17 protein-coding genes are annotated in these 25084 nt (G+C 45.6%); 8 read left to right on the top strand and 9 right to left on the bottom strand.

From position 1 onward, the window contains the following. Positions 1-5: 5 nt before the first annotated feature. Both IEV16_RS04255 and IEV16_RS04250 read right to left on the bottom strand, forming a co-directional pair. Positions 6-1337, bottom strand: coding sequence for a choice-of-anchor Q domain-containing protein (locus IEV16_RS04255; RefSeq protein ID WP_188364445.1), 1332 nt, complete (start codon positions 1335-1337; stop codon positions 6-8). 47 nt (positions 1338-1384) lie between these two features. Then, a complete protein-coding gene (locus tag IEV16_RS04250) occupies positions 1385-1999 on the bottom strand; it encodes a rhomboid family intramembrane serine protease (RefSeq protein ID WP_188364715.1) in 615 nt (204 codons plus the stop codon). A gap of 167 nt (positions 2000-2166) precedes the next feature. Between IEV16_RS04250 and IEV16_RS04245 the strand changes: the two genes are divergently transcribed. Together IEV16_RS04245 and IEV16_RS04240 are read left to right on the top strand one after the other, a co-directional pair. Then, positions 2167-3012 (top strand): pirin family protein, encoded by an 846-nt coding sequence (locus IEV16_RS04245; protein WP_188364444.1) that lies wholly within the window; start codon positions 2167-2169, stop codon positions 3010-3012. Next, a complete protein-coding gene (locus IEV16_RS04240; protein WP_188364443.1) occupies positions 3012-3986 on the top strand; it encodes a glutathione S-transferase family protein in 975 nt (324 codons plus the stop codon). The genes IEV16_RS04245 and IEV16_RS04240 overlap by 1 nt, the downstream gene beginning before the upstream one ends. 9 nt (positions 3987-3995) lie before the next feature. On the opposite strand, the gene IEV16_RS04235 is transcribed toward IEV16_RS04240, so the two are convergent. Both IEV16_RS04235 and IEV16_RS04230 read right to left on the bottom strand, forming a co-directional pair. Then, positions 3996-6146 (bottom strand): acetyl-CoA hydrolase/transferase C-terminal domain-containing protein, encoded by a 2151-nt coding sequence (locus IEV16_RS04235; RefSeq protein ID WP_188364442.1) that lies wholly within the window; start codon positions 6144-6146, stop codon positions 3996-3998. 59 nt (positions 6147-6205) lie between these two features. Beyond that, a complete protein-coding gene (locus tag IEV16_RS04230) occupies positions 6206-7585 on the bottom strand; it encodes a cryptochrome/photolyase family protein (protein WP_188364441.1) in 1380 nt (459 codons plus the stop codon). Between the two features lie 165 nt (positions 7586-7750). Between IEV16_RS04230 and nhaA the strand changes: the two genes are divergently transcribed. Beyond that, entirely contained in the window at positions 7751-8932 is a 1182-nt protein-coding gene (gene nhaA, locus IEV16_RS04225) for a Na+/H+ antiporter NhaA (protein ID WP_188364440.1), read from the top strand. On the opposite strand, the gene holA is transcribed toward nhaA, so the two are convergent. The 4 genes from holA to IEV16_RS04205 form a co-directional block, all read right to left on the bottom strand. Further along, positions 8904-9926: a DNA polymerase III subunit delta gene (gene holA / locus IEV16_RS04220; protein WP_188364439.1), complete on the bottom strand. Its 1023-nt coding sequence runs from the start codon at positions 9924-9926 to the stop codon at positions 8904-8906. The two genes, nhaA and holA, sit on opposite strands and share 29 nt — an antisense overlap. Next, entirely contained in the window at positions 9926-10426 is a 501-nt protein-coding gene (locus tag IEV16_RS04215) for an LPS-assembly lipoprotein LptE (RefSeq protein ID WP_188364438.1), read from the bottom strand. Before IEV16_RS04215 ends, holA begins: the two co-directional genes overlap by 1 nt. Next, positions 10426-12867: a leucine--tRNA ligase gene (gene leuS, locus IEV16_RS04210; protein WP_188364437.1), complete on the bottom strand. Its 2442-nt coding sequence runs from the start codon at positions 12865-12867 to the stop codon at positions 10426-10428. Before leuS ends, IEV16_RS04215 begins: the two co-directional genes overlap by 1 nt. A 287-nt stretch (positions 12868-13154) precedes the next feature. Then, the gene (locus tag IEV16_RS04205; protein WP_229728248.1) at positions 13155-13679 is read right to left on the bottom strand and encodes a peroxiredoxin family protein; all 525 of its coding nucleotides are present in this window, start codon (positions 13677-13679) and stop codon (positions 13155-13157) included. 478 nt (positions 13680-14157) lie between these two features. Between IEV16_RS04205 and IEV16_RS04200 the strand changes: the two genes are divergently transcribed. The 4 genes from IEV16_RS04200 (at position 14158) to IEV16_RS04185 (ending at position 23079) form a co-directional block, all read left to right on the top strand. Then, entirely contained in the window at positions 14158-18471 is a 4314-nt protein-coding gene (locus IEV16_RS04200; RefSeq protein WP_188364436.1) for an Ig-like domain-containing protein, read from the top strand. Positions 18472-18596: 125 nt separating this feature from the next. Next, positions 18597-20552 carry an acetoacetate--CoA ligase gene (locus IEV16_RS04195; RefSeq protein ID WP_188364435.1) on the top strand — a complete coding sequence of 652 codons (1956 nt, stop codon included), beginning with the start codon at positions 18597-18599 and terminating at the stop codon, positions 20550-20552. 2 nt (positions 20553-20554) lie between these two features. Then, complete coding sequence (locus IEV16_RS04190; protein WP_188364434.1) at positions 20555-21502, top strand: helix-turn-helix transcriptional regulator; 948 nt, start codon at positions 20555-20557, stop codon at positions 21500-21502. After that, a complete protein-coding gene (locus IEV16_RS04185) occupies positions 21499-23079 on the top strand; it encodes a DUF748 domain-containing protein (RefSeq protein ID WP_188364433.1) in 1581 nt (526 codons plus the stop codon). The genes IEV16_RS04190 and IEV16_RS04185 overlap by 4 nt, the downstream gene beginning before the upstream one ends. Here IEV16_RS04185 and ppnN read toward each other — a convergent pair. After that, positions 23066-24451 carry a nucleotide 5'-monophosphate nucleosidase PpnN gene (ppnN, locus tag IEV16_RS04180; protein ID WP_188364432.1) on the bottom strand — a complete coding sequence of 462 codons (1386 nt, stop codon included), beginning with the start codon at positions 24449-24451 and terminating at the stop codon, positions 23066-23068. The genes IEV16_RS04185 and ppnN overlap by 14 nt on opposite strands. Before the next feature lie 303 nt (positions 24452-24754). On the opposite strand from ppnN, the gene IEV16_RS04175 reads away from it, so the two are divergent. Beyond that, positions 24755-25084 (top strand): DUF3301 domain-containing protein, encoded by a 330-nt coding sequence (locus IEV16_RS04175; RefSeq protein WP_188364431.1) that lies wholly within the window; start codon positions 24755-24757, stop codon positions 25082-25084.

Below are 25084 nucleotides of genomic sequence, written 5' to 3'. Positions count from 1 at the left end.
TGACTTTATTCAAATCCATTCAAAAAAATTAAATCCGATATCCGTTCGACCGCACCAATATCACAAGCAATACCCTGGGGCCTTGTCACACCACGCTGATCAACACCGGTACAAGTTGAATTATTTCCTGCATCAATCAAAGGACTGTTAATAGCCGGTAATAGAGTTGGGGTAAAGCCACCATGAGAACCAATTCCACTTAACAAAGGATTAACATTAAGGATATTTGTACATGTCGCATTTAATGGACATCCACCCGCAACCAGACTGTCAGCAATATTAGGTTGTGCATTTTCATTGAATATTTCGGGCACTGAAGCACCGTTATTCCAAAAAGCACTGTTTGTAATGCTGGGGTCACAGTTTCCATCGGTTCCAAAATTATATAGGCTTGAGCCAGAATCTACTGCAGAATTATTGAAAAAAGTTACTTGATTAAACGTTGGACTGGATTCTCCTAAAACACCCAGGTTATAAACTGCACCACCTCGTTGATCAGATGAGTTTCCGTAAAAAGTAACATTCGTAAATGTTGGATTACTCACGCCTTGATATCCATCATTGTATACCGCTCCTCCATTTCTATCTGCAGAATTATTGATAAAGCTAACTTGATCAAATACCGGGCTACTTACGCCATCTTCACCGATATTATAAACAGCACCCCCAGAGCCAGATACGCTGTTATTTTCAAATAGTACATTCTTAAATACAGGGCTGCTTTCACCCAGGTAACCAATATTAATAACAGCACCTCCTTCCGATGCAAAATTATTTCTAAAAATACTGTTCTCTATGATTGGGTTACATGGACTATATTCATTTGTGCCAACGCATAACATGCCAGCAGCCACACCCTGTCCTTGTCCACTATTTCCATTGGCATATGCATTTTCAATAATAAAACCATCTAAAATCGTGTTATTACTGACTGATTTAAATTCTAATATGCGATAACTGTTGTCACTCACATCGTTCATAACACCTATATCGCCGGACAGAATGGTTTCATAGAGTACATAATCACGCTCCTGGCGACTGGTTTCAAAACCTTGAAACCCACCGTAAATGGATACAGCACGGTCAATGATAAATTTTTCAGCTCTGTCACCATTATTGGTGGGATGATAAACGCCTTGTTTGACCCAAATTTCATCACAGTTGGTGTTACTTAACGCATCTTTCAAATTCATGGCTTCTACCCAGCTATTACCTGTGCCGTTCGTTGAAGTATCCACAAAACAAACTTGTGCGTTGGCAGTGCCAAAAACAAATATCAAAAGTGTAAAAGATAACTGAATAATTTTTGGTAGGATTAATTTGATATAAATGCTCATTGAGATTATCCGTAATGATTTATTGTTTAGTATATTAGCACAATTAACTAAAACCAACCGGGATTGAGTAATTGGTGCCAGAAATAAGTAACAACCTTTGGTTCAAGAACAATCGTTAAAATCACACCATACAAAGCCCCATATAGATGCGCGCTGTGGTTAATGTTATCGCTGGCGCGTTTATGGGCTTGAATACTAAAAACAATATACAGCACCGCAAAAACTATCGACGGAATCGGAATAACCCCGAAAATATACAATAGCTGCCACGGTGCAAATAAAATATAAGCAAACAACACCGCTGTGACGGCACCGGATGCGCCGAGACTGGCATAGTGGCGGTTGTCCTTATTCTGAACGTATGACGGTAACATGGCCACCACAATCGCAGACAAATAGAACAGCACAAAACCGGCACCACCGAGATACTGGCGATAAAATTCTTCGATGATGCGGCCGAAGAAATAAAAGGTGAACATATTAAACAGCAAATGCATACCATCGGCGTGGATAAAACCATGGGTGACAAAACGTTCATATTGGCCGTCTTTAATGGCCGGCGGCCAGAAAATCAGGCGTTCCTGCAATGCCCGGTTCTGCCAGCCCATATAGGTGACAACACCGGTGATGATAATGATGATAACGGTTTGGTTGATGTCCATACTACAGCCGAAAAATAAAGCAGTATAGCATGCCAATGAATACTGTTTGAATACAGCACGCCACAGCCGGCATTGTTCTTTATTTAACAACAGTGTTTTGATGTTCCGGCGGTTTATCACTGCTGAACACAACAGTACAATGGCCATTATGTTTTGGAGGATTAACGATGACAAACTATAACAGCATTCAAAAACGCTTAACCGGCCGCCCCACTTCAGATGGTGCGGGCGTTAAACTGACCCGCTTAATCGGTGGTGCGCCTCTGCAGGATTTAGATCCGTTTTTATTACTGGATCACTTTGGCTCTGAGGAATCGGCCGATTATATCGCCGGCTTTCCCGAGCATCCACATCGTGGTTTTGAAACCGTGACGTATATGCTCAAAGGCAAGATGCGGCATAAAGATTCAGCCGGTAATGTGGGTGTTATCAGCGATGGTGACATTCAATGGATGACCGCCGGATCGGGTATTATTCACTCTGAAATGCCGGAGCAAACCGAAGGCGAGATGAGCGGTTTTCAATTATGGGTAAACTTGCCCAAATCAGATAAGATGACAGAACCGAAGTACCAGGAGTATAAAGCCGCCGACATTCCCGTTGAACAGCGTGATCATGGTATACAAATAAAAGTCATTGCCGGTCAAACCAAGCAAGGCACCCAAGGTGTCATAAAAAACGATTATGTTCACCCCAATTATTGGGACGTTAACATGCCGGCAGGTAATACCTTGACTGACCACTTGCCTATTGACCACAATGCCTTCATCTATGTTTATGATGGTATGATAGAAATTGGCGACAAGCCGTTAAAAACCGGTGAATTAGCGGTCTTAACTGCAGCCGAAACTTTGCAAGTCAACAGTGTGAAAGCGGCCCGGTTTTTGGTTGTTTCCGGACAACCTTTGAGCGAGACGGTGGCGCGTTATGGTCCTTTTGTAATGAACAATATGGACGAGATTAATCAAGCTTTACAAGATTTTAGAGACAATAAATTAACGAGGAGTACATAATGGGACTATTAGTGGATGGCCAATGGCATGACAAATGGTATGACACCGACAGCACTGGTGGTGAATTTAAACGCAGCGAATCGCAATTTCGAAATTTTATTACTGCTGACGGTTCCGCCGGACCCACCGGCAAAGGCGGATTTAAGGCTGAGGCCGGTCGTTATCATTTATATGTTTGTCTGGCCTGTCCCTGGGCACATCGAACCTTAATCTTTCGCGCATTGAAAGGCTTAGAGAACATGATTGATGTGTCGGTGGTGGATTATTTTATGGGTGAGTCGGGTTGGACTTTTGATCAGGCGCATGATGACATTGTCAGTGATGATTTATACGGTCTGGATTATATGTATGAGTTGTATATTAAAGCCGATGATAACTATTCAGGCCGTGTCACTGTACCAGTGTTATGGGATAAACAGCATGATACCATCGTCAGTAATGAATCGGCGGATATTATTCGCATGTTGAATTCAGCCTTTGATGACATCGGTGCCAAATCGGGTGATTACTACCCGAGTGATTTACGCACAAACATTGATAACATCAATGCGCGGGTTTACAGCGACATTAATAACGGTGTTTATAAGGCCGGTTTTGCCACCAAGCAATCGGTTTATGAAAAACATGTGGCTACACTGTTTGAGGCCCTGGATTGGGTTGAAGGACTGTTAGCAGATAACCGCTATTTAACCGGTGATCGACTGACTGAAGCTGACTGGCGTTTGTTCACCACCTTAATACGCTTTGATGCCGTTTATCACGGCCACTTTAAATGCAATTTAAAACAGCTGATTGATTATCCGAATATCAGCGGTTATGTGCGCGAGTTATATCAAATGCCGGGCATTGCTGATACGGTTAACATGGATCACATCAAAGCCCATTATTACACCAGTCATCCGACCATCAATCCCAATGGCATTGTACCGTTAGGGCCGAATCAGGATTTTAGTTTGCCACATAACCGCGATTAGTGAAGGTATTTAGCAGGTCTTTTTTAAGGCCCGGATGAATAACCTGCGCATCAGTTTTTCCTGAAAGCCACGGGTTTGCTGAAACTGCATCATGTCGATTAAAGGCTGCATGTCCTTTTCAGCCGAAACGAATAGAGCAGACGCAATGAGTTTTAGCGTTAACCAGCGGCTTGATTGTTGCTTTTTAAGCCAGGTGAGGGCTTGAATAATTTGCTGCTCTTGTTCAGTAAAATCCTGGCCAAAAGGAAAGGCGCCAAAGAGATTGTTCTTTTGCAGCGGTTTTAGCGCTTGCCCAATGGCTTCTGGTGTGTTGTTCTGATACGCAGCCGGAATCAACCAGTCAGACCTTAACTTACCGTATTTAATCGCCGTTGTACGCAAATCTTCCTGAAAAGCACTGTCGGCAATACAAATCAGTCGCTGAATACAGGTTTCATCGCTTTCACCGCGTAAATCAGCGATCCCATACTCAGTCACCACAATATCCCGCAAATGCCGTGGGATGGTGCATTCGGGGTATTGCCAGACAATATTTGATTCTCGTTGTTTGCCTGATCCGTGAGTACTTTTGAGCATCAGAATGGAACGACTGTGGTATAAGGCATGGGCCATGGCCACAAAGTTATATTGCCCGCCGACACCGCTGACCACCTGATGGTTTTTTAAGGTATCTGAAATGGCGGCTCCGGTTAAATCAACTTTCATGCAGGTGTTAATAAAGCGGGCATTGATGCGTTGCGCCCGATCGATGGCTTCGCTGCGATACAGCTGATTAATCTGACTCACCGGGGTCATCAAAAACAGTTGGCGTTCGTTGTCAGATAAATCCCGCAGAAATTGGTAAAAGCGTTTTGAACCTAAAAAGAAGGCCGCATGTAATACCGCACCTTTTTCAAGCTGCTGATTAAGCGCATGTGAGGTAATGCGTTTTAAATGTTTGGGTTTATTTAAATCATGCCCCAGCTTATTACCTTCAGCATCGTACAAAGTGCCATTTGAAAAGCTCAAGCAATCTTTAAAGATGCCCACATGCTGTAAGCGCTGAACAGCCTGAGCGGTTAATTGTTGATTGATAATGCCTTGATCAACCAAAGTGGTTAAGGTTAAAGCAGACACGTCCTCAGTGATTTGTTCCTCATTTAACAACTGTTGAATCTCGGCATCCTCATAGACTTTGCGTTTAATAACACCGGCTTTAAATAAATGCATAAAGCCCTCCACAAACATCTCACTGGCGGCGAATAAGCCATCCTGAAATGGCGCGTCACCGCCATGCTGGTCAATCAGTTGACCGTACCGTTGTTTAATATTTAATGCTTTTAATGCCGCCTGGTAATCGGTTTGTTGTTGATGCCGTAAGATACTGCTGTAAACCACCGCATCTGCCAGCGAACCAATACCAATTTGTAAAGTGCCATTATCCTGGATTAAGGTGCTGACATGTAAACCTATACTGTGATCGACCACAGAAATCGGCCGGGCCGGTGGTGCATAGGGCTCAAAATAATCGGCCGGATTATCCACAATCACATCAAAGAAATCCTCAGCCACCACCGCATCACCTTCTAAGAAGGGCAACGATTCATTCACCATGGCAATAACCAAGGGTCGAGGACACTTTTTCTGGGCAGCGATGCGAATCACATCCAGGGTTAAATCCGGGTTGCAACTGAGACTGTAGCGAGGCTTTTCACCTTGTCGGTCAACAGCAATCATTTGCACAATAACATTGATTCCCTGATTCACCATATCGCGCGCCACATGGGTGTAATTACAACTGATGTAGTTTTGCTGTGCCGATGGCGTGCCTAAAAACTGACCGGACTGGAAATAAAATTCTTTCAGATGAATGTGCTTTGGAACACGGTCTTTTTTAATGTCTTCAATATAGGCTAATTCAGGATAATCTTTAAAATATCGTGACGTAAATGCCGATAAAAAACGTTGTTCCAGCAAGGAGTCACCCTTGGGCACTTCCAGCGACAAAGCGGTGAATAAAGACATCACTATGTCCGGCTTTTTGACCACATGGTGATATAAAGCATTCATCAGCGGATTGGGCTTGCCAATGCCCAGTGGGGTGCCTATTTGCCAGTTATTACCCAGTTTTTGCTGTAAAAAGTCGAGAACGTCCTGATTGTCTTGGGTAAAAAGTGGCATACGATGCATTACTATTGGGAGTCATTATTGTAACCAATTTGACTCAGCTGATGACAGTTTTATCCGGACTTAAACCAATCCAGGGCTTGCCCTCTGGCTTGTTTGTAATCAATGATGGGCTGAGGATAGCCACAGTCACGCCGCTGCTGTTCACTGGGTTCATGAATATTTTTGGCCGGTAAATCCTTTAATTCCGGGACATAACGGCGAATATAGTCACCATTTTCATCGAACTTCTTTGACTGCGTGGTGGGATTAAAAATCCGAAAATACGGTGCGGCATCACAACCGGTGGCCGATGACCACTGCCAACCACCATTATTAGAAGCAAAATCACCATCAATCAGGTTCTGCATAAAATGCTGTTCACCAATGCGCCAGTCCTGCAGACAGAGTTTAGTGAAGAACGAAGCCACCAGCATCCGCACCCGATTATGCATCCAGTGTTCTTGTTTTAATTGTCGCATGCCGGCATCGATGATCGGAAAGCCGGTTTGTCCGTTTTTCCAGGCTTCAACAATACGTTCGTCATGTTGCCAGTGATCCATGGCATCTTCTTTAAAGGTTTGATGTTTCACCAACCGCGGATAAAAGGCGATTAAATCATGATAAAACTCTCGCCAAATAAGCTCACTGACCCAGGTGGATTGAAACGCAGATTCACCCTGTTCTTTTAAAGCCTGAGCTAAACATTGTCGCGCACTGATAATACCCAAGGCCAAATAAGGCGATAATTTTGAAGTCCCCTCAACAGCCGGGTAATCCCGCTGTTGTTGATATCGGGCGTGTTCAACAAATTCAGATAAAAGTTTACGGGCTGCCGGCTCCCCCACCGGCCACCAGTCATGCTGCCAATCCGATTTAATATCCTCACTGTCAAGCGCATGGGTGTAAGGCCTGGTCACTTTTTCCGGCATGCCCAAAGGTGTTGCATAGTCCGCTTTAAGCTGCTCAATAAACTGGCGTTTATACGGTGTAAAAACATGGTACATGCCACCGTTTTTCTTTTCCACGGACTGCGGCGGTAATAAGTAAGCGGGCTCATAAATACAGGACTGTACATTATTATGTTCACAAACTTTAATCACAGCCTGATCACGTTTTTGTTCATTCACCAGGTATTCTCTGTTGAAAAACAGTTTTTCAATTTTGTGCGATTCCAGTAACACTTGCATGAGTTGTGCCAGGTTTTCATAGCAAGGAACCGTTTTAATCATGGCTGATATGTTCAGTTGATTCAGTCTGTTAATTAAATCAACCATGTTGGCATCCCAAAAATCACACTGAGACTGCGCTCGGTGGTGTTTTTTGTCCTGTTGCGGACAGCGCACAAAAAGAGCCAATAAAGGACAGTGGTCTTGATTAGCTTGATTAACCGCTGCCGAAAAGGCCGGGTTGTCTGTTAAACGGAGATCGTTTCTAAACCAAATTAAATGCATACATTTATTTAAGAAAATACAGCTTATTTCTTTAAATTTAAAGGTTTATTAAATCAAAACAAAGGTGAAATACAAGTGGAAAGTTGCGCCGAAAAATACGGTTTTGATGGAAAATTGACAGTTTGACTGTCAAAATACCGCATCATTTTCATTTGTTCAGCTCAAATGCAGACCATTAAAAAATTTTTTCAATTAGAAGCCGCAGCCGGTATTTTACTGTTTTTTACGGCAATGGCGGCATTGCTGGTGGCCAATTCTCCGCTCGATTTTTATTATGATTTGTTGCTTGATACCACCGTCATGATTCAGGTCGGTGCTTTGGTTATCAACAAACCATTGTTGCTTTGGATTAACGATGGTCTTATGGTGGTGTTTTTCTTTTTAGTGGGTTTAGAACTCAAAAGAGAGTTTTTACAGGGTGAGTTAAAAGACAAACGTAACATCGTATTACCCGGTTTGGGTGCCTTCGGTGGCATGTTGGTACCGGCATTGATTTATATTTGGTTCAATAAAGACAATCCCTCCGGCTTACAAGGATGGGCCATTCCGGCCGCCACCGATATTGCCTTTGCTTTGGCCGTATTGAAACTCGCGGGTCCTCGGGTGCCGACTTCGTTAAAAATATTTTTAACTTCGCTGGCGATATTTGATGATTTGGGCGCCATATTAATTATTGCCTTCTTTTATACCAGCAACTTGTCTTTGTTATCACTTTTAATTGTTGGATGCTGTATTCCGATATTGTGGTTGATTAATCGCCGTGGAGTTGACGCATTGAGTATCTATATGGCCATCGGCTTGATTATGTGGGTGGCCATGCTTAAATCCGGAGTTCATGCCACATTAACCGGCATTATTCTGGCGTTCTTCATACCTATAAAGTCCAAAAGAACGCCGGGTTATTCTCCGCTCAAAGACTTAGAACAGGATTTACATAATGTGGTGGCTTATTTGGTTTTACCGGTGTTTGCTTTTGCCAATGCCGGCATTACCTTTAATGGCATGGGCATCAATCAGCTGCTCCATCCGGTGCCTTTGGGCATTGCCGTGGCGCTGGTGGCCGGCAAGCAAATTGGGGTGTTTGGTTTCTGTTGGCTGGCGATTAAGTTAAATTGGGCAGCGATACCGAAAAACACCAACATCTTGTCCATCTATGCGGTGGCCTGTTTATGCGGCATTGGCTTTACAATGAGTTTATTTATCGGCTCACTGGCATTTGAAGAATCACAAATAAATAATTTATTTGACGAACGATTGGGTATTATCGTCGGCTCAATGGTGGCTGCTATCATGGGTTACGGCGCTTTAAAAGTGGCGCTTAAGAAACCATCAGATGCGGTTGGTTAAACAGCATCAGCCAGCGTTCAATCAACTGCCAGGGATTGCCCGGATGGCGTCCTTTGATGGCCAAGTCAATGTCAGTTAATAACATCAGTAACTGTTCAAAATCAGCCATTGTTAAGCGGTTTAAAACCCGCTGGTAGGTCGCCTGTTGTTTTGGCCAGATACGCATTTTCTGAAAATCCGATTTTTGAATACCGCCCTGTTTTTTTCGAACAAAAGCCAGTTCAGCCAGTTGTCTCGTCAGATTTTCCAAGGCCCAATGAATCACCACCGGTGAGGTGTCGTTTTGTTGCAATGAACGCAGTATCCGAATGGCACGGGCACTGTCTCCGGACAACAGCGCATCGCTCAGCCTGAAAACATCAAAACGTGCGTTGTCTGCCACCAGTCCCGCCAGCGCATGGATATCCAGGCGCTGTTGGCCAAAACGCATTTTGAGTTTATCCAGTTCCTGCGCCGCAGCCAACAAATTGCCTTCCAGACGATAAGCCAGTAAGCCCATGGCCTCTGTGTCAATATTTAATTGTATCTGCCGACAGCGGTTGGCCATCCATTTTGGCAGTTCGTTGTTGTCGGGTTGATAGACCCGCATAAACACGCCTTCATCCATGATGGTTTTGACCCACTTGGTTTTGTCATTGGCCATATTCCACTCATCACAGCGAATAATAAGCAACACATCATCGGGCAAACTTTTCACAAATTCAGTGAGAAAATGAGAACCTTTTTGTCCTGGTTTACCGCTGGGCATATGTAGATCAATTATCCGTTTTTCAGCAAACAAGGACAGATTGGCCGAACTGTTCTGCAAGTCATACCACTGGAATTTGGCATCCACCAGATGCCGCTCACGCTCAGTAAAACCCTCTTCCCGGGCTTTTTTTAAAATGGCATCGAAGGCTTCTTGTTTTTGTAAGGGTTCATCTCCAACCAACAAGTAACATTTGGCCAGTGTCTTATTGATATGGGCTTCAAACTGATTGGCGTAGAGTCGCATTACATTGACTTTAGATCAACGGGTTTAAGTTTCTGATTGGCCAGGGTACGAATAATCATCTGTGCCATGTCTTCATAAAGCTGCTCTCGAAGTAACCGCTCTTCGGTCTGAGCGCCGGTGATCTGGCCGATATCGAAAGCATAATCTTTACTGAGTTGTAATGTGTTTGAATCCATCACCACATCATCACCCAACAACACCCGAAAATCGAGCTGGTAAACCAAACGGTATTCCTGAACCCGGTTGTTCACACCAATCGACTGGATTTCTTTAACCAGATGATTTTGACCAATCACCAGCACCGCTTCGGCTGCTTCAGGTTTTACCAGCACAATACCTTGATTGGTCAGGGCTGTTGCCAAAGGTTGGTAAAGGGGTGAGGTCAGGGACAGCGCCAGATGGGTTTTTCCCAGGGCCGGATGCAATTCGTAAGGTTGTTTGAGCTGATAACCACAAGCCGCCATCAATATGAACCCGGCAAAAACAACGATGCGTATCATCAGGACACCACCACATTCACGAGTTTTTTCGGCACCACAATGACTTTGCGGATGGTTTTCCCATCCACAAATCGTTGCACATTGTCTTCAGCCAGGGCGATTTTTTCGACGGCTGATTGATTGGCTTCAGCAGACACTCTAATCCGGGCGCGTAATTTGCCGTTCACCTGCACCACCATCTCAACCTCATCCTGAACCAAAGCCGTCTCATCAACCTGTGGCCAGTCGGTTTCCGCGACTAAACCGGGTTGTTGCATGTCTTCCCACAGTGCCTGACAAATATGCGGCACAAACGGGCTCAGCATTTTAACCAGGCTGAGCCAGCCCTCATGCATCAAAGCCACACCATTGTCACTGTTATCATCATACTTACTCAAGGCATTGGTGAGTTCCATCATGGCCGCAATGGCGGTATTAAAATGATGCCTTTCGGCAATATCACTGGTTACTTTGGCGATACTTTGGTGAATTTTATAACGCAACTGTTGTTGCTCAGAACTGAGATTCTCGGTATTAAGTGGTTTAACGGCGTGTTTTTTTGCGATAAACTCTTGGACTTGATGCCACAGACGATTCAAATAACGAGAAGCGCCTTCAACCCCTTCATCAGACCATTCCAACGACTGTTCAGGCGGGGCCGCAAACATCGAAAACAAGCGCACCGTATCCGCACCGTAACGGTCAATTAATTCTTGTGGTGCAACTGTGTTGCCTTTGGACTTGGACATTTTGGCACCGTCTTTCAGCACCATGCCCTGCGTCAGCAACCGGGTGAACGGTTCATCACTGTTCACCAGACCCTGATCACGCAATACTTTGTGAAAAAAACGGGCGTACAGCAAATGTAAAATTGCATGTTCCACGCCACCAATATACTGATCCACCGGCACCCAATAATTGGCTTCATCACTGAGCATGCCCTCATCATAATCAGGACAGGCATAGCGCGCATAGTACCAGGACGACTCCATAAAGGTGTCAAAGGTATCGGTTTCACGTTTAGCCGATTTATGACATTGCGGACAGGTGGTTTCATAAAATGCCGGCATTTTTTTCAAGGGTGAGCCGCCGGTGTCATCAAACACCACATCTTCAGGCAGCACCACCGGCAAATCACTTTCCGGTACCGGTTGTGCGCCACAGGCATCACAATAAATAATGGGTATCGGACAGCCCCAGTAACGCTGTCTTGACACACCCCAGTCACGTAAGCGATAGTTTATTTGCAGACGGCCAATACCCTGCTGTTGAAAGTAATGTTGCATACGTTCAAAAGCCTGTTCAAAATTCAGGCCATCATAGTCAGCAGAATTCACCAATATCCCGTAATCAGTTTCCGCGGTTGCCTGAATATCACCGTCACCGGCAATCACCCTTTTAATGGGCAAATCATATTTCAGGGCAAATTCATGATCCCGTTCATCGTGCCCAGGCACCGCCATCACCGCCCCGGTGCCATAGGACATCAGCACAAAATTCGCCACCCAAACTGGAACTTTATCACCGGTTAAAGGATGAATGGCCATCAAGCCGGTTGGCTTGCCTTTTTTCTCCATGGTCGCCATCGCCGCTTCGTTGCTTTGTTCTTTGCTGCATTGTGTGAGAAACTCGGCCAGGTCTGCGTTATTTGCGGCCGCCTGTAATGCCAACGGGTGCTCCGGGGCCACCGCCATATAAGACACACCGAATAAAGTATCCGGCCGGGTGGTGAAAATACTGATTGAACCGAATTCCGGTACTTCAAAATCGATTTCCAGACCTTTGGATTTTCCAATCCAGTTTTTTTGCATGGTTTTCACCGAATCCGGCCAACCCGGCATGTCATCCAATGCGGCCAGCAATTCATCGGCATAATCGGTAATTTTTAAAAACCATTGCGGAATGGTCTTACGAATCACTTCAGCGCCCGAGCGCCAGCCCTTGCCGTCAATCACTTGCTCATTGGCCAGCACTGTTTGGTCCACCGGGTCCCAATTCACAGTGGCATCTTTTCGGTAAACCAGTCCCTGCTTAAACAAACGCACAAATAACCACTGCTCCCAGCGGTAATAATCCGGATCACAAGTGGCCAGTTGTCTGGACCAGTCAAAAGCAAACCCCAATCGTTTGAACTGTTCACTCATATCTGCCATATTGGCATAGGTCCACTTGGCCGGTGCGGTTTTGTGTTTGATTGCGGCATTTTCTGCAGGTAGACCAAAAGCGTCGTAACCGATGGGGTGTAAGACATTTTTGCCCTGCATTTTTTGGAAGCGTGCAATCACCTCACTTAAGGTGTAATTTCTGACATGCCCCATATGCAATTGACCACTGGGATAAGGAAACATGCTCAGGCAGTAATATTTTTCTTTGTCGCTGTCCTGTTTGACAGTAAAAGTGTCCCTGTCCTGCCACAACTTTTGGGCATGCTGTTCAACGTCTTGGGGGTTATAGAGTTTCATTAGTTTTTATAAAACGAAAACCAGCCCCACTGAGCTGGTTTACAGATTAAATCAATTTTAAATGGCTTATTATAAAGGAATGTTCTTGGTACTTCATTCACTTTTAACATTAGTGATTTAAGTCGTGAAAAGTGAAAGCGGACACGGCGAACATATCATTTTACCTCGCGCTATTCGACTCTGATTCGCTTCGCTCACCAACCGTCTCAGCGGGTCAAGCTGCATTGCAGCTTTCCTTGTGACTACGCGCACATTTATAGCGTTTTATGATTTCACATAGGTGTCAGCTATCGGGTCCTTAATCGCATCCCTAACTCAGTGCTGTAACCAATGGAGCGGGCCGCCAGTTCGCCGTCTTCATTGACCACATAATAAGAAGGAAAGCCTTTAATCTGATAATCATCCATCTGTTGTCGATGGCCGATTAAAACCGGCACCTTTAAATTCAGGTCAGCCACAAAGTCTTCCACCGCTGCAATTGACTCATAAGATTGGGCAATCATAAAAATCATCAGTTCTTCTTCGCTGCGGGCGGCGCGCAGATCATTGAGATTAGGTGCAGAAGCCCGGCAGATGTGGCACCAGGGTGCAAAAAAATACACCAGCACCTGACGCCCACGATAATCTGAAAGGCGGTGGGTTTCACCATTCAAAGATGTCAATGTGAAATCCGGTGCCGGTTGACCGGCGGCTTCCAGACTACCTTTGTTCTGCCACCATGAAAAAGCCATGAGCACCAAAACAATCATAAAGGCATCAATTAATAAGGCGTTGTACTTGTTTTCTCTGAGTTTTTTATATTGTTTATACATGAACCACCAGTTAATCAGCAAAAATGCCGTAAAACTTAGACTTCGTGTTAACCCAAATAGTTTAGCTTGACTGTTTCAAAGCATTTAATTTTTGAGTTATTGAATAAAACATGACAATAAATGTCATTTTGCCGGTTAATTTCATTTTTGTGACGGCCATCACGTTTTAATTGTAGTTATTTTCTGGTTTTCGCCAAATTAAAGGTTGTTTTGAATTTGTTTTTGCGATATAAGTCACAAATCTAAAAATAAGGGTAAAAAAATGACCTCAAGACTCATTTCAGCTTTCCTGCTTTTAAGCGCATTTTATGTACAAAGCAGTCACGCACAAGTAACGCGTAATTTCGAAGACCGCGTCAGCTTTAACGTTAATGGTAATATTACCATGGTTGGCAATACACTTCTCACATGTGACACCAGCGATTGGTGGTGCTCATTATACCAGTCAAATACTTGGTCAGGCTCAAATAACACTGAAATGGTGTTTGTAAATGTGGATGCCGCCGCCGGGTACAACAACTCATCAAGTGCCACATTATCCATTCCCAATGGCGCCACAGTATTACATGCAGAACTCTACTGGAGTGGTCGACATAATACCAACCAACCCAACCGAGATAAAATCAGAATAAAAGCACCCGGTAGTGGTTCTTATACCCAGGTCACTGCCCATACCATCGACACCTTTTCTTCAGAAGGTGAATTCGGCTCACGCCCTTACCAAGCCTCTGCCGATATAACACAAATTGTAGTTAATGGTGGAACTGGAAGTTACACTGTTGGTGATTTAAAAGCCAAAACCGGTGCTGACAGTCTGGGCTTTTATGGTGGCTGGGCCATCGCTGTTGTTTATCAGGATAATTCAGAGCCATTTAGACGTCTAATGCTGTTTGATGGTGCCGCCAAGGTTATTGGAAACAACACCGTTTCAATTACTACAGATAATCTGGTAACGCCCTATTCAGGTAATTTCAATACGTACTTAGGTGCACTGGTCTGGGAAGGTGACCAATCTCTCGATGGCGACGCTTTTGTGTTTGAAGGCAATACCTTAAGTGATGCAAGTAACCCAAGTAATAACTTCTGGAACAGCAGCATTTCAAATTTTGGCACCCGTGTCACGGCAAAAAGTCCGGATTATGTTAACCAGCTTGGCATGGATTTAGTGATGACTGATGTATCGGGCTTATTACCCAACGGCGAAACCCAGGCCGATATTGATTTTGTCACTGATGGTGATTACTACTTTCCCCATGCTTTGGCATTTATCACCGATTTATTTTTACCGGATTTTGATTCCAGCATGGATAAAATCGCCATTGACCTCAATGGCGGCCAAGTCGAACCTGGTGATGTCATCGAATACCGTATATCCTTTGAAAATACCGGCCAGGACGTTGCCATTAATACAGTGGTCACCGATGCATTACCAACAGGTATCAGCTATGTTCCTAATTCATTGGAGATAGTCAACGCTTCAACAGGCCCGGTTGGCGCTATGAGTGACGCCATCGGGGATGATGCCGCACAATATGATGCTAACAATAACACCATAACTTTTTGGGTAGGTAATACTGCTGGTGATGGTCAAGGCGGTGATTTTTTGCCCGCTGAATCAGCTGTGGTCAAGTTTCTTGCCACTGTTGATAACCAAAATTCAGGCAGTGTCACCAATTCAGCCACCATTGACTTTAATGCTCAAACCACCCCTGGCGAGACCTTAATGGCAGAAGATGATGCGGTTATTGATGTGGTTGCCACAGCAGGTATAACGGTCACCAAAACCGCCCAATTATCTGTTGATAACGGCAACCCTGGAACAGCCGATGCCGGCGATGAAATCACTTTTAGTATTGTTGTTGAAAATACCGGCAACTTAGCCATGAACAACATCAATCTTACGGATGCCATGGCACCTCTTGGTGCAGTCACCTGCCCATACAATGATCTGGCACCTTTTAGTTCTATGAACTGTGACAGTTACGCCTACACCGTCACTCAAGTTGATATATCCAATGGTGGCACTATAGATAATACAGTTCAATTAACTGCCGTTGATGCCGCTGCCGGAAACCATCAGGATTCTGACAGCACCCAAACAGTTTTGACTTTAGCTGAGCCTGTAATTACAGCACCCTCAGAAGGCGATTTAATTAATAACAGCACCCCAACTATAAGTGGCACCGGCCCGGTCGGCGCTCAGATTGTTGTATTAACTGATCAAGGCAGTGGTTGTCAGGCAATCGTTGATGGATCCGGTCATTGGACCTGTGATATTTCACCTGCGCTGACGGATGGTACTATTATTATTTCAGCCTTTGCCAGTGATGGTGGCAGTAACCAATCTGCGACTGATTCTGTTAATGTTAATTTAGATGCCACAGCACCGGGCGCGCCGGGTGTTGATGCACCAACCAATGGTCAACCCATTACTGGAACCGGCGAGCCCGGTGCCACAGTTACCGTGATCACTGAAAGTGGTGGCGGCTGTACCGCTGTGGTGCAGCCCAATGGAACATGGTCTTGTACTTTGACTGGACCTTTCGCTGATGGTGATGATATCACTGTTACGCAAGAAGACGATGCCGGTAATGTATCACCACCCACGGTGGTTTCCAATGGGATCGACACCCAGGCACCTGTGATCAGCATCACAGCACCAGTTGATGGTAGTTTAATTAATGACAATACACCCACCGTTTCTGGCACCTCTGAAGCCGGTGCCGAAATCAGCGTCACCATTGGTGGTGTGGAAGTTTGTACGGCTGTGGCCGATAACAACGGTGACTGGTCTTGTGATGTCAGCCCGGCAGTCAACGACGGCACCGTGCAAATTGATGTCACTGCCTCCGATGCCGCAGGCAATTCATCCAATCCTGAATCGGTGAGCATTGATGTCGATACCACAGCACCGGATGCACCACTGATAAACACCCCAACCAATGGCCAGGATGTCACCGGTACTAACGGTGAACCCGGCGCAACTGTTCATGTCACCACCCCGGGCGGTGCTTCTTGTACTGCCATTGTTCAGGGTGATGGCTCGTGGTCTTGTACCCTCACCGGGAATCTGGTCAACGGTGATGACATCACCGCCACCCAGACCGATGAAGCGGGTAATGAGTCTGCACCAACCACCGTTTCAGGTGGACTGGATACCGAAGCCCCGGGTGTTACCATTACAGCTCCGGCTAACGGCGACTTAACCAATGATAATACACCGACTGTTTCAGGCACCTCTGAAGCCGGTGCCGAAATCAGCGTTACTATCGGTGGTGTTGAGGTCTGTTCAACTATTGCTGATGGCTCGGGTAACTGGTCTTGCGAGGTCAGCCCGGCAGTCAACGACGGCACCGTGCAAATTGATGTCACTGCCTCCGATGCCGCAGGCAATTCATCCAATCCTGAATCGGTGAGCATTGATGTCGATACCACAGCACCGGATGCACCACTGATAAACACCCCAACCAATGGCCAGGATGTCACCGGTACTAACGGTGAACCCGGCGCAACTGTTCATGTCACCACCCCGGGCGGTGCTTCTTGTACTGCCATTGTTCAGGGTGATGGCTCGTGGTCTTGTACCCTCACCGGGAATCTGGTCAACGGTGATGACATCACCGCCACCCAGACCGATGAAGCGGGTAATGAGTCTGCACCAACCACCGTTTCAGGTGGACTGGATACCGAAGCGCCGGCTATGCCAACCATTGATACACCGATTAATGGCAGCACCATCAACAATGCCTCGCCGAACATTGGCGGTACGGCTGAAGCCAATAGCACCGTAACCGTTTCTAACCAGAATGGCGTGTTGTGTGTGGCGCAAGCCAATGACTACGGCGAATGGTCATGTGTACCCGGTTCAGCGTTATCAGATGGTCTGCATAATATAGAAGCTGTGGCCAAAGATGCCGCGGGTAACGAATCACAACCTGGCACCGCCAGCTTCACTGTTAACAGCGGCGTCGGCTATACATTAAGTATAAATGGTGCACATAATTTAACCACCACTGAAGCCGGTGGCAGCGACAGCTTTACGGTGGTCTTACCACTGACGCCATCGTCTGATGTGACCGTTAATTTGAGCAGCAGTGACACCACCGAAGGCACCGTTTCACCTGCTTCTATCACCTTTACCCCCACCAACTGGAACCAGGCAGTGACGGTAACCGTCACCGGTGTGGATGATCAGATTTATGACCAGGATCAGAACTACACCATCAATTTCAGCGACTTAAGTTCTGCCGACAACAACTACAACGGTGTAGAGGTGGCTCCCGTTGATGTGGTGAATGAAGATGATGATGCTCAACCGGATCTCTCGGTCTTTCTCACCAACTGTATTGACGGCAGTTTGCCTCAACAGCCCATCAGTTATTATCTGACGGTGAGCAATGAAGGCAACACCGACATTCAAGGGGCGCGCCTCACCACTGTGCTACCCGCCAATATGTCGCTGGCCGATTGGGATTGCGTTGACCAAAATGGTCAGGCCTGTGGCCGTGCCACCGGCCAGGGCGATCTGGATGAACTGATTGACCTCGACAGCCAGGAAACCATGTTGTTTACCTTTGTGGCCGATGTGAATGGCAATTTACATGATTTTCTGGATGCCACAAGTCAGATTGACATGCCGAGCGGCACCGTGGATGTTAACCCGCTGAACAACTCGGCCGAAGATCATGATCTGCTATACCAGTTCCTGTTCAAAAATGGTTTTGAATGTGCGGCACCGGGTACCATCGGCAGCACCGGACAACAGTTAGAGCAACTCTTTAATTTACAGTAAACCATCAGGGGGATGTCCACAACGGCGAAGCAGTTTCTGTTTCGCCGTTTTTTATGGGCATATAATACTTAATTCCATTTCAATTCTTGTTAAAATTAGTTTTTCTCATTCAAATCGATTAAACAATGACCGAACAAGTTCTGTGGTATCCCGATCCACAACAATGTAAAAACAGCCAGTTAAGCCAATTCACTCATTACATCAATAAACATCGGGGGCTTTCTCTGCAAACTTACCAGCAACTGCATCACTATTCGACAGAAAACCGCGCTTCGTTCTGGCGTGATGTGCTTGAATTTTGTGAGGTCATTTATCATCAGGACGCCAGTCAGGATCTGATGGATAAGGGACATATGATTGAGGCTCAGTGGTTTACCGGCATGACTTTAAACTTTGCCGAAAACCTATTGCGTAAAAAGAATGACGATATCGCCATCAGTTTTACCGACGAAAACAATCAAAACAACCAATACAAATACCGCCAACTACACTGTCAGGTCAGTCGCTTCCAACAAAAACTCAAACAATGCGGCGTACAAAAAGGTGATCGGGTGGTGGGTTTTATGCCCAATATACCTCAAACCGTGATTGCTATGCTGGCCGCCACTTCGCTGGGTGCCGTGTGGTCTTCAACATCACCGGATTTCGGTATCAACGGTGTGGTCGATCGCTTTGGCCAAATAGAACCCAAAGTGATGTTTTGTGCCAATGCCTATTACTACAATGGCAAAACCCATGACTGTCTGGAGAAAGTCAAACACATCAGTCAACAAATCGACAGTATTGAGCACATCGTGGTGGTTGATTTTGCCGAGCAAAGCGATGAGACACTACCGGATAATGGTGTGTATTTAAGCGATTGGTTAGCAGATACTGATGATTCAGTCGCGGTCGAATTTACACCGGTGCCTTTTGATCATCCGCTGTATATTCTTTATTCATCGGGCACCACCGGCAAACCCAAATGCATAGTTCACCGTACCGGTGGTGTTTTGTTACAGCACCTCAAAGAACTGCAAATCCACAGCAACATCACCAGCGGCAAATCTTTATTTTATTTCACCACCTGCGGCTGGATGATGTGGAACTGGCTGGTTTCCGGCCTGGCCACCGGTGCCACTGTGGTGTTGTATGACGGCTCACCATTTTATCCTGATGGCAATCGCTTATTTGATTTAATTGATCAAGAAAAAATCACCCATTTCGGCACCTCCGCCAAATGGATTTCGGCAGTGGAAAAAGCCGGTTTAAAACCCCGTGAGAGCCATGACTTAGGGTCTTTAGAAACCATCTTCTCCACCGGTTCACCTTTGTTGCCTGAAAATTTTGATTTTGTTTATCGTGATATAAAACAGGATGTTTGCCTGTCCTCTATTTCCGGTGGCACCGATATTTGTTCCTGTTTTGCTTTAGGTTGCAGTGACTTACCGGTCTATCGCGGCCAATTACAATGTCTTGGCTTGGGCTTATCGGTCAAAGTGCTGGATGAAAACAAAAACAGCCTGATTGGCGATCCCGGGGAGCTGGCCTGTGATCAAGCCTTCCCTGCGATGCCGGTTTATTTCTGGAACGATCCGGATAACAGCCGCTATAAATCCGCCTATTTCGACAAATACCCGGATATCTGGTGCCATTCAGACCGCGCAGAAATCACCCCACAAGGTGGCATGATTATTTATGGCCGTTCGGACACCACTTTAAACCCCGGCGGTGTGCGTATTGGCACCGCGGAAATTTATCGCCAGGTAGATAAACACCCCGAAGTCTTAGAAAGTATTGTCATTGGCCAAACATGGGGTGACGACACCCGGGTGATTTTATTTGTGGTGATGCAGGACGGTTACCAGCTGGATGATGATTTGATTAAACAAATTAAAACCACAATCCGTCAAAATACCACACCGCGCCATGTACCGGCGAAAATCATTGCCGTCAGTGACATCCCCAAAACCATCAGTGGAAAAATGGTGGAACTGGCGGTGCGCGATGTGGTGCACGGCAGACAGGTGGCCAATACCGATGCCCTGGCCAATCCCGAAGCCTTGGATTTGTACAAAAACCTCCCTGAGTTACAAAGCTGAACATGAAACGCCTGGAACGTCTGGATCAAATCCTGAGAGACAGACGCTCACCGGTCAGCGTTGAGCAACTGATGGAACAAATGAACTGTTCCAAAGCCACGGTTTATCGGCGCATCAATGAGCTTAAAAACCATTACCAGGCACCGGTTCTACAGGATGATGAAAACCGTTACTATTATGACAAACAAGCCAACTTCGCCCTGCCCGGTATTCGTTTTACCGCAGAAGAAGCCCAGGGTTTACTGATGGCGGCTGATATCCTCAATAAATTACAGGGCGATAAGCTCTCTGCACCCATTGCCCGCATCATCGATTCAATCAGCAGACTCTTGGCAGAACAAGGCATCACCAATCAAAAACTGGTTCAGTTTATCCCGACATTGGTAAGAAAACCCCAACCGGCCGTTTTTCTGACCGTTTTGACCGCTTTACAAAAAAATAAAAAATTACAACTCAGTTACCGCAGCCGTCAAGGTCAACACTCTGAACGTCTGGTCTCTGCGCAACATTTAAGCTATTACAAAAACAACTGGTATCTGGATGCCTGGTGTCATCGCGTGGATGCCCTGCGCCTGTTTGCCATGGAATTAATCGAACACGCCGCTGTTGACCCTGAAAAGGCCTATGTGCTTGACAAACAACAATTGCGTGAACATTATGCCAACAGTTACGGATTATTTGCCGGTGATGCCAAAAACCATGCCACAATTCGCATTGATTTAACGCGGGCACCCTGGGTAGAAAATCAGATTTGGCATTCACAACAAAAAACCATCCGCCGCAATCAACAGTTCGTGGAAATAGAAATTCCCTACCACCACAGCGCTGAACTGATTTCTGATGTGCTGCAGCTGGGGCCGGCTGCAGAAATCATTGCACCTGAACAATTACGCCTGGAAATCAAACAGGCATTGCAACTCAATCTACAACAGTATGACAGCCCGCCATGACACGTCGCTCAACAAAACGCCGTAAAATTGTGCTCTCGGCTTTTGTCGTAGGTTTGATTCTTTATTGCGTGGCTTTGCTGTGGTTGCTGCCTGGTTTGTTAAAATCCCCCATCAATGCCCAGCTTAAACAAAACCACTTAAAAATCAATTACCAACACCTATGGATCAATCCACTAACCCTCGATATCCACCTGCGAGAGACCACGCTTGAAGATCTGTCCGGCCACAGCATTCTTGATGCCCAAAAGATGACTATTGACTGGCAATTATGGCCATTGCTTAACCGTCACATCAACATCAATCATCTGTTGTTAAAAGAAGCCACATTAAACCTGCACTTGAACGCCGACAATCAATTGATCCGACCTGCTTTAAACCCACCATCGGGCGACAGTCAATGGCAATTTTCTCCGGGCCGTATTGAAGTCATCGACAGTTCACTTTATCTGCAGCGTGACCAACAGACGCTGCAGATTCACCACATCAATCTTAAACTCAATATGGCGAATTTATTGGACTCAACCCAAACATCCAATCAGCCCTTACTGCGCTTTGAAACCGACCCCGGCGGTGAGTTTTTACTTGAGCAAAATGCCCAAAACAAGGGTTTTCACTGGCAAATATATAACTGGCCGCTGGCACAGCTTGCACCTTGGTTTAATGTTGGTATTGAACTTAATGGCAAATTCACGGCATCCGGTTCGCTCACATGGTCATCCGGTCAGTTGCCGGTGATTAAGGTTGAGGACAGCACTTTGAATATCGTGCAATTAAGACGACCGCCTTTTGGTGTCCAACAAGCGAACATCAAGGCAAATAACATACAAATAGATATCAACACGCAACAACTGGATATCGAAAACATCAGTGCGAACGGCGGAGAATTAACCGTGCAGGCTGACCCGCTGGATTTCAGTAATCTGATTAACCCGCCTCAAGCTTCAGACAATCTTTGGCAGTTACGGTTGAATGCCCTGGCTTTGCTTGACTGGCAAATAACACTTCAGGACAAACATCCAACCATAAAAAGTCATGTGGAACATTTTATCCTCGAGACTGAAAATCAACAACAAAATATCAACGCCGCATTTGAAGTCACAGAACCGTTTAATCATGCCGTAAAAATGAACCTCCATGGCCCAATCAACCCTGTGCTATTACAGGGTACCATCCAAGCCGATGAATTGGCACTGGAACGTTTAAACCCCTGGTTAAAAGCGCTTGATACCTGGCAGTTTGAACACGGCCGCTTAACAGTGGACAGCCGGTTTTGTCTTTACAATGAAGGATTTTACACCCAAGGTAAATGGTCATTGCCCCGGGTGAGCGCATTCAGTGCGGATCAACGGATTGAAACAACCCAAACAAGCCTGCAATCAATCGGTCTTCAATTTGATGAAAAAATCCTGACGTTAAATAACATGCACAGTGAAACCCTTGATGTGTTTCTCACGACGCCAGATTTAAATAATCCGATAATACAAGATATTAACCACGCACCGCCGGTCACTGAAAACCTGTGGCGCGTGGTGATTGGCGATGTTTTAAATCGGGGCTGCGAAATTAAGCCTCTTTAACCACTTCAAACACCGGTACGTATTCACTGCCCGGTAATTTCATGCGCTTTTGTTCGATAAAAGCTTTTAATAAATTATCTAATTTATCCATCAGATCCTTTTCACCGTGAATCTGATAGACCCCATGTTTGAGAACCTGCTGACGCCCAAATTCTTTCACATTCCCGGCCACAATCCCGGAAAAAGCCGCGCGCAAGGATGCCGCCAGTTCACCCAGAGGCCGGTCACGGTAAAGTTTTAATGATGCCATGTTTTCATGGGTGGGGATGAAGGGAAATTGCAGTTTTTCATCGATATGCAGCGCCCAGTTAAAATAGTAACTGATTTTGTGACGACTGCGGTGTAACTTCACTGCCGACAGACCGGCCATCATTTTCACCGCCACCTGTTCGGCGTCATCAATAATGATTTCATATAAATCCGCCACTTCATCGCCCAATGCAAAACGGATAAATTCATCAATCTGATAAAAATATTCTGCCGATTCTTTAGGCCCGGTCATGATAAAAGGAAACGGAATGCCCTGATTGCGTTTATCCGACAAAATACCGATTAAATATAAAATCTCCTCGGCGGTACCCACACCACCCGGAAATACAATAATACCGTGACCCAAACGCACGAAAGCTTCAAGGCGTTTTTCAATGTCCGGCATAATAACCAGATTATTCACAATCGGGTTGGGGGCTTCGGCAGCAATGATACTGGGTTCGGTTAAACCCACATAACGGCCATTGTCTATCCGTTGTTTGGCATGACCGACACTGGCACCTTTCATCGGCCCTTTCATGGCACCGGTACCGCAACCGGTACAGATATGACCACCACGTAAGCCAATCTGATAACCCACATCTTTGGTGTATTGGTATTCCACACGGTTAATGGCATGCCCTCCCCAACACACCACCAGATTGGGTTCCAGTCCATATTGATGCACCTCGGCACGGCGCAGAATTTCAAACACGTAATTGGTGATATCAAAAGGCTGTTCTAAATCAAAACTGCTGACTTCTTTTTGGGCACTTTGGAACACAATATCGCGCAACACCGCAAAGATCGAATCGCGGATACCTGAAATCATTTTACCGTCCACAAAAGCTTGTGCCGGCGCATTGGTGAACTGCAAATGAATACCGCGCTCACGTGGAATCAGCTTCACATTAAAGTCCGGATAACGGTTCAGTACCGCCATCGCATCATCATCACTGGCATCATGGTTTAAGACCGCAAGGCAGCATTTGCGGAACAGTTCATGGACACCGCCCTGGCCCACCTCCATCATGCGGTTAATTTCCTCTTGAGATAATAAAGTCATACCACCGCGGGCGGCAATGGTACATTTATCGATTGTTTTGATATCGTTATAATTCATAATTGTTTTCCTTATTGTCGTTTTTATAATAACTGTCGCTAACCGGTGAAAAGATCAGCGGTTATATAGTGGGTCAAAAATTGATTTTTTGACTAAAAAGCCGGCTCGAATGGCCGGCTTTTTAAAGGGATATGGAATGTTCCATAGGGCATTATAACGCTTTATCTTGCCAAAAACCATGATTAACAAAATCCATGGGTTCATCGCGCCGGGATTCACGGCAGAACAAAACAATCAGTTTCATTTGTTGCCAAGACCTCTTACAATCCTGTGTTCAAGATATTTCAATGACCACCAAAAAGAATGTTTGAATTAACATTGTTAATTATATTGGGCTTTATTGCAGCCTATTGGTACAACCAAACCAAAGCCATTGAACAAGTGCGTCGCCTGGGGAAACAGTTAACCCGCGAGCGCGGCTGGGCTTTTTTGGATGATTCGGTGGTACAAAAAACCTGTAAACTCAAATCCCGTCTGGGGCGCATGGCTGTTTATCGGGTGTTTGATTTTGAATTTTCAGACACCGACGCCAACCGCCACAGCGGTCATATTAAACACCACGGCGGTGTGGTGATTGAAATTCAGTTTAACCACGGCAGTGATATTGAAACACTGCGATTAAAAAGGTTCTGA

It is taken from the genome of Marinicella pacifica (genome assembly GCF_014636635.1).
In the GTDB taxonomy this organism is placed as follows: domain Bacteria; phylum Pseudomonadota; class Gammaproteobacteria; order Xanthomonadales; family Marinicellaceae; genus Marinicella; species Marinicella pacifica.
This window is presented reverse-complemented; position numbering and strand designations above follow the sequence as displayed.